Origin of the sequence: Geobacter anodireducens, assembly GCA_001628815.1 — a bacterium.
Lineage (GTDB): Bacteria > Desulfobacterota > Desulfuromonadia > Geobacterales > Geobacteraceae > Geobacter > Geobacter anodireducens.
Genome location: CP014963.1, coordinates 2,837,565 through 2,851,503, shown reverse-complemented (window position 1 = coordinate 2,851,503; position 13,939 = coordinate 2,837,565). Strand labels below are relative to the sequence as shown.

Sequence of the window (13,939 nt, the reverse complement as noted above, 5' to 3'; positions counted from 1 at the left end):
AGGCTGCCATGACCGTTGCCGGGATAACCGACACGCGCCCGTACCTGACCTTTGCGCTGTCCGAGGAGATCTTTGCCGTGGAAGTGTACAAGGTGCGGGAGATTCTGGAGTGGACCACCATAACCAGGGTTCCCCAGACGCCGGACTTCATGAGAGGGGTGATCAACCTGCGCGGCAGCGTGGTGCCGGTGATCGATCTCAGGCTCAAATTCGGTATGGCCGAAACGGCCAGATCCGTCAATACCTGCATCATCGTGGTGGAGGTGCTGACGGGGGACGATACGCTGGTGATGGGGATGCTGGCCGACTCGGTTCAGGAGGTCTTCGAACTTGCGCCGGAGAGCATGGCGCCGGCCCCCAGGATCGGGACCAACCTCGACACCTCATTTATGAAGGGAATGGGGAAACACGGGGATTCGTTCATCATCATCCTGGACATCGACCGCCTGTTCGGGGCCGACGAGCTGGCCGGCATCGCAAGCATGGAGACGGACGCATTCTGACTGCCGCACCGGATGACTGCTGTCAGCCCCTATGGCGCCCAGGACAAGGAGCGCAACGTCGCCAGCAGCCACAACGCCTCACAATCTCTTCCAAGGACGTACCAAACGAGACTAGGGATCTTCCGGCGGAGAGGTCAGGTCGGTCGCCGTCTGCATGCCGGCCGCCACTTCGGGGATGATCCCAAGCCGGGCGTAGATGGGCCGGATCAGGGGACGCAGGTTGCGCAGTTCCCGGCCGAAGAGCGCCCCGCCGAGCAGGCAGGCGACTCCCCCGATCAGCAGGGTGTTCTGGGCGCCGATCCGGTTGGCCACCACCCCGGCCATCAGGCTGCCGATGGGGGTGGCTCCCATGAACGACATGGTGAAGAAGCTCATCACCCGGCCCCGTTTGTCGTCGTCGACGATGGTCTGGAGAATGGTGTTGCTGGAGGCGATCTGGGCCATGGCGCCGAAGCCGGCCAGGGCGAGGAACAGGGGCGAGAGGACCAGCGAGCTGGACAGGGCGAAACCGGCGATGCCGAAGCCGAAGACGCAGGCGGCCACCGCGATCACCCGGCCGAGGCCGATGACGCTCGTGCGTGAGGCGAGGTAGAGGGTGCTGCAGAAGGCGCCGATCCCGACCGAGGCCATCAGGAAGCCGAAGGTGTGGGCGCCGCCGTGCAGGACCTCCCTGGCGAAGATCGGCATCAGCACCACGTAGGGCATCCCCATCAGGCTGACCAGGCCGAGGAGCATCAGGATGTAGCGGATCGGCTTGAAGTCGAAGGCGTAGCCGAACCCTTCGCGCAGCTCGTGGAGGATATGCTTGCGGCCGGGCCGCCGCGGCACCGGCTTGAGCCGCATCGCCGCGATGGCAATGATCACTGCCAGGTAACTGGTGGCATTGATAAGGAAGCAGATCCCCTCCCCAAGGGTGGCGACCAGCACCCCGGCGATGGACGGGCCGATCAGCCGGGCGCCGTTGACCATGGACGAGTTGAGGGCGATGGCGTTCCCCAGGTCTTCCTTTTTCTCCACCAGTTCCACCACGAACGACTGGCGGATCGGGATGTCAAAGGCGTTGACCACCCCAAGCAGGGCGCTCAGCGCGACGATCAGCCAGACCGGGGTGGTCCCGGTCAGGACGAAGACCGCCAGCACCGCCGCCTGGGCCATGGCCAGGGTCTGGGTGGCGAGCAGGAGCGGCCGGCGTCTCCAGCGGTCGGCCAGCACCCCAGCCACCGGCGCCAGGAAGAAGGTCGGGATCTGGCTGACGAAACCGACCACCCCGAGCAACAGCGCCGACCCGGTCAGCCGGTAGACGAGCCAGCTCATGGCCACCTGCTGCATCCAGGTGCCCACCAGCGACACGCTCTGCCCGGCGAAAAACAACCGGTAGTTTCTCGAGCTCAGCGCCCGCAGCATCAGCCGCAGCCGCGTCCCCGCCTTTTCCAGCCGGCCACCCGATTCCATCGAATTCTCCTGCCCTTCGCGTCCGGGCCGGTTCATCCCGATTTTCCCGTTCATATCTTCTATGCTAGCAGCCGCATTGCCGCCTGTCACCATCCTGTTCCCGTCATGGTGCAACACCCGTGCTTCCCTGAACGGCCGGAAAGGCGTGGCGGGCTTGAGCCATGGCCGGTGCGCGCCGGCCGGCGCACTGCCGGACACGGGGCGAATTCATGGCAACGAAGAAGATCCTGATGCTGGTGGGTGATTACGTGGAGGATTACGAGGTAATGGTTCCGTTCCAGGCCCTGCTGATGATCGACCACCGGGTCCATGCCGTCTGCCCGATATTCGGCAGACGGCGTTTTCTGTCTGGCGGCGCAACGGCCTCCTGCTTCCCGCCTCTTACCTCACGGCGTCGAGGGTCACCGCGAGCGTGTGGGTCAGGTCCACCGTGCTGTTGGTGATGGCATCGTAGCCCACCGCCCTGACCAGGGTCACCGGCGTGTTGAGCGCCCGCAGCCCGCTCAGGGTGATGCTCGTCCCTGTGTCCACGGTGCAGGCCAGCCGCAGGAATTCGCCCGAACGATAGCTGGAGCTGGTGGTGGCCATGGAGAGGTAGGCCTTCCGCGTGGAGGCCGAGTAGTTGCCGTAGGCCAGGTTGGTCCCGCTCAGGGCGCTGCCCGGCGTCAGCGTGGAGTTGACGATCTGACCCGTGCCGCCGGTGGTCGTGGTGACGCCCATGCCGGCCGGCAGGGCCAGGGTAAGCTCAATGCCGCTGACAGGGACCGAAAGCTGGGCCGTGCTCATGGCAGTGAAGGCCAGGGTTGCCGTTCCGGCCGGAAAAACGTACTCGCCGCCGGCCGTGCCGCTGTCGTTCTTGTCGTCGCCGCAGCCGGCCAGGGAGATTGCGGTCAGGATTATGCCAATCAGGTACCGTGTTCTTCTCATGCTATCCTCCTTCGGTAGTGTGCCGTATCGCGTGTCAGTGAATCATGCCCATAGCCATCCGCAGAATGACGATGACATCCATGATGTCGATCCTGCCGTCACCCACGGAGACGCCGTTGACCATCGGCGCCACGTCCAGCCGGGCGATCTGGCTGTTGTCCGGCCTGATGATGCCCACCGTCATCCGCAGTGCCTGCAGGGCATCGACGATGGTGACCCCGGCGCCGGTGGTCCCGGTTGCCGACGGCTGGGTGTAGATGATGTTGCGCTGCACGGTCAAGGTGTTGCTGTTCTGGTCGACCCCGGTGACCGCCACCTGGTAGACCTTGTCCTCGCTGAAGGTGAGCTGCTGCCGGAAGGCGCCATTGACCACCGCCGGGGAGTAGCTGTGTCCATCCATGGTCACGGTGACGGCGACCGGGCTGGTGTTGTCGGCCACCTGGCCGGTCAGGGTATAGGTGCCGAGAGCCGTGCGGATGTCTGCGGCCGGGTCGGTGATGGCCAGGGAGAAGAGCGAGGCGCTGGTGACGGTCCGCTTGGCCTCGACGGTCTGGCCGGCGGCATTGGCGGCGATGATCAGGATGGTGTTCATACCCTCCCGCAGGTTGGCGACGAAGGAGTAGTCCGCGCCGGAGATCGCGGCGACCTGGGGCGCCGAACCGTTGACCGACCAACTGACGACCGTGGTCGGGTCGAGGGGGGTGACGGAGCCGCCCACGGTGATGTGTTGCTGCCAGGTGACGGCGTTGTCGTCGGGGGAAGCGACCGTCAGTCTGGGCGCCGAGGCGTCGAGGTTGATGGTCCTGGTGACTGCGCTGCTGATGCCGGCATTATTGGTGGCCACGATCCTGACCGGGTTGGCCATGGCAACCAGTTGCACCGGATAGCTGAAGCTGCGTCGGGATTGACGCTGACCTCTTCGTCGTTGACCGTGACCGAGCGGATGCCGGCCGGATCGGTGGCAATGCCGCAGATGTTCTGGGTGGTATCGGTGGTCACGGCGTTGTCGGACAGGATGGAAAGCGCCATCATCGGCGGGGTGGTGCCGTAGACCACGGTGATGCCCTGGGTTGCCTGGGGCGCCGCGTTATAGTTGGCGTCGCCCGGCTGGCTGGCGGTGATGGAGCAGGTGCCGAGGGCCTTGCCGGTGACGGTGGAGCCGGTCACCGAGCAGACCGTCGGGGTGGCGGAGGTGAAGGCCACGGGCAGGCCCGAGGTCGCTGTGGCGCTGAGCGTGGCGGTGCCACCAACCGTGAGCGACGGCACGGCGCCGAAGGCGATGGACTGGCTCGCCTTGCCGATGGCGAAGGTTTGGGTGACCTGGGGTGCCGGGTTATAGCTGGCGTTGCCCGCCTGATTGGCGGCGATGGTGCAGGAACCCGCGGTCAGGCCGGCAACGGTGGAGCCGGTTACCGAGCAGACCGCCGGGGTGGTGGACGTGAAGCTGACCGCGAGCCCCGAGGCGGCAGTGGCGCTGACCGTGCCGGTGCCGTTGACCACGACCGTGGGCGCGGCGCCGAAGGCGATGGACTGACCGGCCTTGCCGACGGTGATGGTCCGCTGGGCGTCGGGGGCGGCGTTGTAGTTGGTGTTCCCCGCTTGGGAGGCGGTGACGGCGATGCTGCCGACGCCGGTGATGGTCAGGGTGGTGCCGGAGAGGCTGCCCGGGCCGCTGGTGACGGCGAACGTGACCGGATTGCCCGAGGCCCCGCCGGTGGCGGAGAGGGTAATGGGAGCATCACCGAAGGTGACTGTGGCGGGGGGATTGAAGGTGATGGCCTGGTCGCCCTTGATGTTGGTCAGGGGGTAGCCGGCGGTAAGACTGCTGACCGTGGCGGTTACCGAGTAGGAACCGACAGTGCCGTTAGCCGTGGCAGTGAAGGAAGCGATGCCCGCGGGGTTGGTCGTGGCCGAGCCGCCGGCCGCAATGCCGGCGCCGGAACCCGATCCGGCAAAAGCGACGCTGATCCCGTCAAGGACCGCGCCGAGGGAGTCGGTAACCTTGAGCCGCAATGGCGCGGCAAAGGGGGTGTTGACCGCGGCTGACTGGCCGGCTCCGTCTACTGCGGCAACGGCGGCCGGCACACCCCGCTCAAAGGCGCCCATGTCGCAGGTGGCATCCTGGGGCCTGGTCATGCCGCGCTGGTCGGCAGCCGGGCCGGCGCTGCAATTGCCGGCACCGATGGCCGGACTGCCGGACAGGAGCGCCATGGTCCGGGTGGTGCCGCCATTGTCGGCCAGCGGGGCGAGCAGCGGGTCAGCGGCGATAATGTTGCTGCCGCCCGGATATCCGCCCTGCACCACACTGTCCGAGACGGTGGGGGTGCTGGCATTGTCGGAGATTTCGCCGTTGCTGTTGCCCCAGAAGATACTGTTGCGAATAACCGGGCTGTTGTTGGTGTTGTACATCCCGCCGCCCGAGGTGCCGGCGGAATTGCCGCTGAAGGTACAGTTCGCCACTGACGGGTTCCCGAAATTGTTGTAGATCCCGCCGCCCGAAATGTTCGCGGAATTGCCGCTGAAGGTACAGTTGGTCAGCGTCGGGGTGCTGAGGACGCCGTTTATCATCCCGCCGCCATAGGCGGAGGAGTGATTGTTGCTGAAGGTGCAGTCGGTCAGCACCGGGTTGGCGGTGTTGTTGTACATCCCGCCGCCGTAGGAAATGGCGGTGTTGCCGCTGAATGAACAGTTGGTGACGGTCGGGCTGGAGCCGAAATTGAACATCCCGCCGCCCAGACCGGCATAGTTTCCGCTGAAGATGCAGTTGGCGACAATCGGGCTGTTGATGTGGTCGTTGTACATCCCGCCGCCGTAGCTGTCCTGCGAAGTGCCGTTGGCGTTGCCGCCGCTGATGGTAAAACCGTCCAGGGTAGCGCTGTCCGCGCCGGTGACCACATGGTAGGAGTTGTCGCCGGCGTTGCCCTGGGCGCCCAGGTCACCGCTCAGGATCGTCACATTGGCCCTGAAATTACGTTCTGCACGAGCGGTTTCCGTTCCGGCAAAGCCGCCATACAGCGCCACCCCCGATACGAGCCGGAAGGTGGCGCTGCGGTCGGTGCCGGTGGTTGGCGTATAGGTGCCGGCCGCCGCCCAGATATCCTGCCCGTTCACCGCGTTGGCCAGGGCATAGCGCAGCTCGCAGGCGTTTGCCCAGCTTTCGCAGAAGCCGCTCTCCCGGCCGCCCGGCACCGCGTACAGCACCGGGTAGACCCCCACCGTTGCCGGCGCGCCATGAACGGCCGACACATTGCCCGCCGCGTCCTTGACCCAGGGATAGAGGGTGTGGGTGCCGGTAGCGGCAACGGCGTAGGTTGTCGGCGCGAGAACTGACCAGCCCGGATCTCCGGCCGGGGGAGGGGTGTCGGAGCTGGTGATCAGGTAGCCGGCGACCCCGGAGCCGCTGCCGTCGGCAGCGGTAAACGACGCGATGGGCACGGTGAGACCGGCAGCACGCGTGGCAACGGTGAAGGCGGTGACAGCCGGTTGCTCGGTATCCACCAGCACCCCGGCCGTGGCGCCGACGCCATTGAGGAACAGGTTGGCGCCGTTACCGGCGACATCGATGATCGTGCTGCCGTTCAGGGTCAGGCCGCCGACGGCGATGCCGTCGCTGTCGAGATCGCCGCTTTGCACCGTGTAGCGATAGGTGATGGCGGTGGCCGTCTTCGCCAGGTAGGCGGCGGTCCGGGGGGTAGCGCCGATGGTCAGCCCGAGGGTGGAATCGGTGCCGGTGACCGTGACGTTCTCACTGAAGCTGACCGTGAAGTCCAGGTGTTGGCCGGCAGGGTAGATGCCGTTGCCGGGGACAGTGACCGAACTGACCACGGGAGAGGTGGTGTCGACCAGGACGCCGGTAGTCGAGCCAACGCTGTTGAGGGTAAGGGTGGCATTGACGCCGCTGTCGTTCCGGATCGAGCCGCCATTGAGGGTGAGGGCACCGATGGTGATGCCGTCGGTGTCGTTTTTCCCTGCCGTGACGACGTAACGGAACAGGCTGGTGGTAATGGTGGGGCTGCTGACGTAATCGGCGTAGACGGTGGTGCCCCCGATCGTCAGGGCAATGCGCGGCGTGCCGGTGACGGTGGCGGGGCTGTCCCAGGTGACGGTGAAGTCGAGGGTGCTGCCGGTTCCGTAGCTGCCGTTCGCCGGCACGGCGACGCTGATCACCGTTGGTCCCGGGGTGGGGGTAACGCTGTTGGAAGCGGTAGAGGCTGGACTCGTCCCGACGCCGTTGGTGGCGGTAACGGTGAAGGTGTAGGCGACGCCGTTGGTGAGGCCGGTGATGAGGCAGGGCGAGGTGGCACAGGTGCCGGTGATGCGCCCGGGTTGCTGGTCGCCGTGTAGCCGGTGATGGCGGCGCCGCCGGTGCTGGCCGGGGCGGAGAAGGTCACGCTGGCCTGGCCGTCGTCGGGGGAGGCGGTGACGCCGGTCGGCGCGCCCGGCACTACTGCGTTCACGGCGAATGACCGGCTGACCGTCGCCGCTGCCAGATAGGAGCCGTCGCCCGCTTGATCGGCACTGATGGTACAGGTGCCGGTAGCGAGGAAGCTGAGCGCGCCGCCGCTGGTGACGGTGCAGACCCCGGTGGTCGCTGAGCTGAAGCTGACCGTCAGCCCGGAGGTGGCGGTGGCGGTCAGGGTCGGGGCGGTGCCGAAGTTCTGGGCGCCGGGATTGGCGAAGGTGATAGTCTGGGCGACCTTGGGGGTAACGCTGTTGGAGGCGGCCGAAGCGCTGCCGGTGCCGGCGCTGTTGGTGGCGGTGACGGTGAAGGTGTAGGCGGTGCCGTTGGTCAGACCGGTGACGGTGCAGGGCGAGGCGGCACAGGTGCCGGTGATGCCGCCCGGATTGCTGGTCGCCGTGTAGCCGGTGATGGCGGCGCCGCCGGTGCTGGCCGGGGCGGTGAAGGTGATCGAGACCTGGCCGTTGCCGGCCGTGGCAGTGACGCTGGTCGGTGCACCCGGGACCACGGCATTCACGGCGAATGACCGGCTGACCGTCGGCGCGGCCAGGAACGCGCCGTTTCCGGCCTGATCGGCATTGATGGTACAGGTGCCGGCAGTGAGGAAGCTGAGCGCGCCGCCGCTGGTGATGGTGCAGACCCCGGTGGTCGACGAACTGAAGGTGACCGTCAGCCCGGAGGTGGCGGTGGCGGTCAGGGTCGGGGTAGCGCCGAAGTTCTGTCCGCCGGGATTAGAAAAGGTGATGGTCTGGGCGGCCTTGGGGGTGACGCTGTTGGATGCTGCCGAAGCGCTGCCGGTGCCGGCGCTGTTGGTGGCGGTGACGGTGAAGGTGTAGGCAGTGCCGTTGGTCAGGCCGGTGACGATACAGGGGGATGCGGCGCAGGTGCCGGCTCTGCCGCCGGGGCTGGCCGTGGCCGTGTAGCCGGTGATGGCGCCGCCGGTGCTGGCCGGGGCGGTGAAGGCGACCGAGACCTGGGTGTCGCCGGCCGTGGCGGTGCCGATGGTCGGTGCGCCCGGGACCACGGCATTGACCGTCACCGTGATCGTCCGGGTAGCCGTGTCAGTGCCGTCGCTGACCCTGACGGCAAAACTGTCGCTGCCGGCGTAATTGGTAGCGGGCGTGTAGGTGATGGTGCCGCCGGGGGTGATGTCCGTGGAGCCGGACGACGCCGTTGCCCCTGCGAAGCTGAGGGAGCCGTGGCTCGGCGCCGTGTTTTGCGACCAGGTCAGGGTCTGGCCGGTGTCGCTGTCGCTGGCGTGCAGCAGTCCCTTGATATCCGCGGCGCCGGAGTTGGCGTTAACGGTCAGCGTCGTGGTCGCGCCCACAAAGGTCGGGGCGGCGTTGAAAAACACCGTTGAATTGTTGGTCACGGCAAGGTTTGAGAAGGAAGCCACCTGGTTCCAGGCAGCGTCGATGAGCCCCATGTTGCTGTCGTCGAAGCCCACCTTCACGGTCTGGCCGATGCTGACCGGCGTTGCCAGGGTCAGGGTCACGGACGCGCCGCTGAAGCTCAGGCCGCTGACAGTGACCGGCGCGGAATTGACGGTGACGGTGAAGTCGGACGTGGAAGCCCACCCGTCACTGGCCTCGATGCTCTCGTCAAAGGTGATGGTGACCGTGGTGCCCGCGGCATTGGTGGCGGCGCTCTGGGGGGTCGGCGGCGTGGTGTCGGGCACGGTGCAGGTGATGAGCACGTCGAAGGAGCCGCCGTCGGTCATGTAGGCCGACGATGTGGAGAAGTTCACGTTGCTGGTGCATGATGCGGCGCTCATGTAGGAATTGTCGTTGAACCCCATGGTGAAGTAGCCGGGGGTCGTCCCCAGGTTCACCGCCAGGTTGGTGACGTTGCCGGTGATGTCCTGCCAGGCCACGGAGGCATCATAGTTATTCCCCGCATTGGGGATGGACGCCCGCATGAAGGTGATATGGCCCGGGGGCGCGTTCTGCGAGGCGAACTCCGGGTAGGTGGTCATGGTGATCCGGGCCGTGATGGCTGCCTGGGCGGTGCCGCCAAGGATGACCATGAGCGAAAGGATCACTCCCAGTGCCGCCCCGAGGGTGCCCATGGGGCGGCAGCGGCCCGCGAGGCGGCCGAATGCCTGCATGAAGTACATGTTGAATAGCGAAAGACTGAACGGGTTGTGCACGATGTTTCCTCCTTGGACAACGATGCCCTCACGCCACGTAACATCTGTAGGTGTTTTGAGCAGATAACAACGGAACATGCGTTTTTCCGGGCCGAACGCACGGTTGGCTGCCGGCCGGACATCGAGGGTGTCTCATGTGAACGGTGCCGGCGGGGATCTCCTGACGCCGCCGAGATGTGCCGGCCTGCTCACGACGTTTTTGCATACTTCTTGCCAAAATTTATTAATGATATTGTTTTTAATGTGCGCTGATTTGCGCCCGTGTGAGGCGCCCGGCAGCACGCGGAGACCCGGGATTGACCGGAAATGCCCGATCCGCGTGTGGGTGCCCCCCCTGTTCAACCGGAATGGAGCGGCGAAACTCACCACTCCGACCCGGTTTGGGGGGCGCGAACCGGAATAGTGATTCGCGGCTACACGGACCGATCTGCTTTATGTGCGGATTTGCGTGTACGAAAAATTCGTTCCATTGAAGTGGCCGTATGGAACATGCTGGAATGGAAAAGTGGAAAATCTGTGTCAGAACAATCGGGCAACTATGCGAACAACATACTAGATAAATTGAAGCCCCCCCGATATGTACAGGGAAATTCCTGGCACCCATGGGTGTTGCTTGATGCATAGAGGAAAGTTCCTGGGATGTTGGACACTCGGCAGCATGCATATGTTTCCACAACAGGAGGGTGCAGAAATTGACAGGGCAAAGCCTTAAGGCGGAGTACAAAATTTTGACGCTGATCCTGGCTTGTTGCATCGGTCGGGCTGTTGGGGACCGGCGGGATGAGGAGCATGGGAAGGAGCCCCGGTGAGGTCTACGGGGAGCAGGAGTCCGTGGCTGCCCTGGCGGCGGTGAAAAGCGACTTTTTGGAAATACGCCTGGCGACCGTCCACGTGCTGGCGTTGGCCGATGCCGCCAACCCGGCGGGAAAAGACGGAGTTTCGGTATGTCCGCTGTCAGGATCAAGGAGCGCCTGGCCTCTCTGGGGCACCACGATTTCTCCCGGGAAGAAAAGATTGCGGAATTCCGTGACGGCTATGGGGCATACCTTGCCGAAGGCACCAGGCCGGCAGCCATGGCCAAGGCAGCCGCCAGGGGCCTGACGTCCGGGCCGAAGCCATTGCCACTGCCGCCGAAGGGCAGAACACCACCATCGGCGAAATCAGCAACAACGTGCACCAGGTCAGGCAGGTGGTGCAGGGTACGGTCCGCGGCACCCGGGACACGGCGACCGTGGCCAGTTCCCGGTCCCAGATGCCGGACGGCATGCAGTCCGGCATCTGCCCGTTCCGGCTTGCCTGAACCTGCGGGGGGAAGCTCCTTAGCCGGCCGGGGGTCGTTTCCGGATGGTGTTCAGGTAGTACATGAATGCGGGCAGACCCGCCAGGGTGAACAGGGCGGTGGCGGCCACGCCGAAGTTGGTGGCCCAGCCGATGGAGGCCAGTGCCCCGTAGTCGGTGAACGCGAGCGAGCCGAAGCCGGCAATGGTCGTCAGCCCCGACAGCAGGACCGCCCGGCCGGACTGAACGAACCGGCCCTTGAGCTCCTCTTCGGCGCAGCCCCTGACGCGATGGGCGACGTGCAGGCCGTAGTCGCTGCCCATGCCGAAGATCGTGACCAGCACCATCACGTTCATGAAGTTGAGCCGCATGCCGGTGAGGGCCATGAGGCCGAGCATGGCAATCGCCCCGGAGGTGACCGGAAACAGGGAATAGAAAATCCCCCGGGGGCTGTTGAAGTGGGAAACGAGCAGGGAGAGGACCAGCAGGCTGCCGACGATGAGTGCCAGCATGAAGCTGCGCCGCACGGAATCGAGCAGTTGTCCGCTCACCAGGTCCACGCTCGTCGCCCGCGCCCCGGGCACGTCGTTGTGCAGCGCGGTGAGAAACGGCTGCTGCCGGAACTCCGGCCCGTTGTAGTTCAGGTACGAGAGCAGGTGATAGCCGCTCTCGCTCCGGATCAGGTGCCGCTCGACAATGCCGCGGAACGGAGAGTCCGACAGGCGGTCGATGCCCTCGCGCACCGGCAGGGGCTCGGCCTCGGCGAGCCCGGCCAGTCCCCGGATGTATTGCCCGAACGGCTCGGCGGCGAAGCCCTGCCGGCTCAGCGCTCCGTTCAGGTCGGCGTCGAGCCGGGCATGGCCGAGGCCCGCCCTCAGTTCCGCGATGACAGCGTTCTGGTCGTCCGCCCCGTTGATCACCTGACCGATGGACGAAAAAGACGCAAGCTCCCCCCGCTGCAACAACTCCCGGGCCATGGCATCGACCCTGCTCCCCCGGGACAGGACATCGGCCAGGTCGTTCCCCTCAACCGCGACGATGAGCTGCTTGCGGCTCACGCTCAGGTGCTGCTCGACCTTTTCTTGGGCAAGGAAGGCCTCTGAGTAGCGGGGCTGCAGGTTTTTCAGCTCCGACTCGAAGGACGTGCCGGTGGCGGAGACGAGCAGGCACAGCACGGCGCCGAAGGAAAGGGCAATGGTTGTCCGCCAGTGGCGGCGCCCGGCCGTCCAGAAAAAGCCGATGCCGAAGGTGGGCAGCGGTTTGTAGGCCTTGAGCGGAAACCGCTTCTCCATGAACAGAAGCAGCGGCGGCAGGAAAAAGTAGGTCGCATAGAGCGAGAAGATCACCCCCAGCCCCACCAGAAGGCCCAGCTCCGACAGGATCTTCACCTCCGAGACAACCAGGGACAGAAACGGGAAGGCCGTGGTCATGGCCGCGGTGAAAAGGGCGTGCCCGGTGTCCACCGTGGCGAGCCGGAGTGCCTCTTCGGACGATGCGCCAAGGGACCGCTCGAAATGGAACCGGTCGTACAGGTGAACCGAATAGTCGGTGCCGAGGCCGATGATGAGCGAGGTGAACGCGAAGGAGATGATGCTGATCGTCGGGAAGACGAGCCCGCCCGTGCCGAGCGCCAGCACCACGCCGTACACCAGGATGAGCGGGATCAGCAGGGTCGGCAGGAATCTCCGGTAGGCGACATAGAACAGGCCCAGCACGATGACGAGGGAGGACAGGACGCCGACGATGACGTTTTCCTTCAGGATCGCCTCGTCGGTGACCGCGCTCAGGTGGGCCCCGGCAACGGATATCTTCACGGGTGCCCCCTCCCGGGCCTGGTTGATGGCAGCCACCAGCTTCCTGGCAAAGGCGATGTCCGTTACCGGCCGGCTCGGCTCGGCGATGATGATGAGCACTTTGCCGTCGCGGGAAATGAAATAGGGGGAGGTCGTGTCCAGGTCCAGGGCCTGGGAGGCCTTCTTGAGCCGCGGCAGGATCAGCTCGCGCAGGTAGAGCGGATCAACGGCGATGATGTCGACGAGGCTTCCCGGCGCGGCAAGCTCCGTCGTTGCCTTGCGGAGGGATGCGGCCACCGCTTCCGGGCCGAGAAACTGCCGGTAGCGCGGGGCGTCTTCCGGCGCCACGAACAACTGCGGCCGGGTGACGGCATAGCCCATGAACGTTGTGAACGACTGGGCCTCGGCCAGGTCGAACACGCGATATTTGACGTTACTGAAGGCTGGCGTCCCGTCTACGGAAAGCCCGCGCAGCTTGCCGGCAAAGGTCTCGGCTTCCGTGATGAGCTGTTCCTTGTCCCCTTCCAGCAGAAAGTAGGCATTGCCGGCGCTGCCCGTCCATTTCATCGTGTCCAGGAACAGGGCGAGCGGTCCCCGCTGGGGAAAGAGCTTGAAGATGTCGGCCTCGAAGTGGATTCTGGCGATCGACAGGCACGAGAGCAGGAACGCCAGGCAGCAGGCGACGAAGACCGCCGCCGGCTTCGTGGTGGTAATCCGGTAGATCCATTCCAGATGCTTTTGGACCAGGGTGTTGGAGGTCTGGACGACAGTGTTCAGCAGGAGCTTGATCATTGGCCGTGTATCCGAGAGTGGGATTGGCGGGCAGCGCAGCGCTGCCCGGCGCGCCGGCTGTGAGGCGTGGCGTGCCGGTCGGGCTAACGTAGCGCATTATTCACTGGCGTGCAATGGGGCATGCGCGGGCGGAGGAGGGAGAGCGGGAAGGGTGGGGCGGTGCGGAGGGGCTGCGTTTCAGTCGGCAGTGGCGGCGGCAGTCGCCGGGTGCGGCCCGGGATGATGTCACCGAGGCCCGTCAGGGCGCCTCGACGCGGCGCATCTCCGGCGCGGTTGCCCGGGCCGGGGCGCGCTCCCGCACGAGCCGGTCGATATACCCGCACCAGGCGTCGCCGGCACGGTCCGGCACATTCGGGTTGCCCCGGACCCCCAGCCTGAACTCGATTGCCGACTTCCATTCCTCGGAGCCGAGGTCCGGGCCGTGCCCCTGTCCGTCGCCGGTCGGCACGCTCTCTTCGACTGCCTGGTTCCAGGGGGCGGAGCAGGGGACCACCGTTGTCGGGGCCGACAGCCGTCCGCCGCCGGCCTGGGCGCACGCCGTTGTCAGCAGGAGGGCGACCGCCAGTATTCTCGTCATAACGCCTCC

General features: G+C 65.7%; 4 protein-coding genes and 2 pseudogenes. 1 reads left to right on the top strand and 5 read right to left on the bottom strand.

Annotated elements, in window-relative coordinates; all coding sequences use genetic code 11:
• Window positions 1-8 precede the first annotated feature (8 nt).
• Window positions 9-503 (top strand): chemotaxis protein CheW, encoded by a 495-nt coding sequence (locus A2G06_13015; protein ANA41034.1) that lies wholly within the window; start codon window positions 9-11, stop codon window positions 501-503.
• A 111-nt stretch (window positions 504-614) separates the two neighbouring features.
• Here A2G06_13015 and A2G06_13010 read toward each other — a convergent pair whose 3' ends face one another.
• The 5 genes and pseudogenes from A2G06_13010 to A2G06_12990 form a co-directional block, all read right to left on the bottom strand.
• Window positions 615-1,955, bottom strand: coding sequence for an MFS transporter (locus A2G06_13010; GenBank protein ID ANA41683.1), 1,341 nt, complete (start codon window positions 1,953-1,955; stop codon window positions 615-617).
• Window positions 1,956-2,336: 381 nt separating this feature from the next.
• On the bottom strand, window positions 2,337-2,882 hold the full coding sequence (locus A2G06_13005) for a hypothetical protein (protein ANA41033.1): 546 nt from the start codon (window positions 2,880-2,882) through the stop codon (window positions 2,337-2,339).
• A 34-nt stretch (window positions 2,883-2,916) separates the two neighbouring features.
• Window positions 2,917-9,457 (bottom strand): annotated as a pseudogene (locus tag A2G06_13000) (hypothetical protein).
• 1,352 nt (window positions 9,458-10,809) lie between these two features.
• Window positions 10,810-13,341 carry an RND transporter gene (locus A2G06_12995; protein ID ANA41682.1) on the bottom strand — a complete coding sequence of 844 codons (2,532 nt, stop codon included), beginning with the start codon at window positions 13,339-13,341 and terminating at the stop codon, window positions 10,810-10,812.
• Window positions 13,342-13,615: 274 nt separating this feature from the next.
• A pseudogene (locus tag A2G06_12990) lies at window positions 13,616-13,930 on the bottom strand (hypothetical protein).
• Window positions 13,931-13,939: the final 9 nt, after the last annotated feature.

What these genes read in the sequence shown, in the direction of transcription:
- A2G06_13005 (ANA41033.1), bottom strand. Translation starts at nt 2,882, where the DNA reads ATGAGAAGAACACGGTACCTGATTGGCATAATCCTGACCGCAATCTCC.
- A2G06_13010 (ANA41683.1), bottom strand. Translation starts at nt 1,955, where the DNA reads ATGGAATCGGGTGGCCGGCTGGAAAAGGCGGGGACGCGGCTGCGGCTG.
- A2G06_13015 (ANA41034.1), top strand. Translation starts at nt 9, where the DNA reads ATGACCGTTGCCGGGATAACCGACACGCGCCCGTACCTGACCTTTGCG.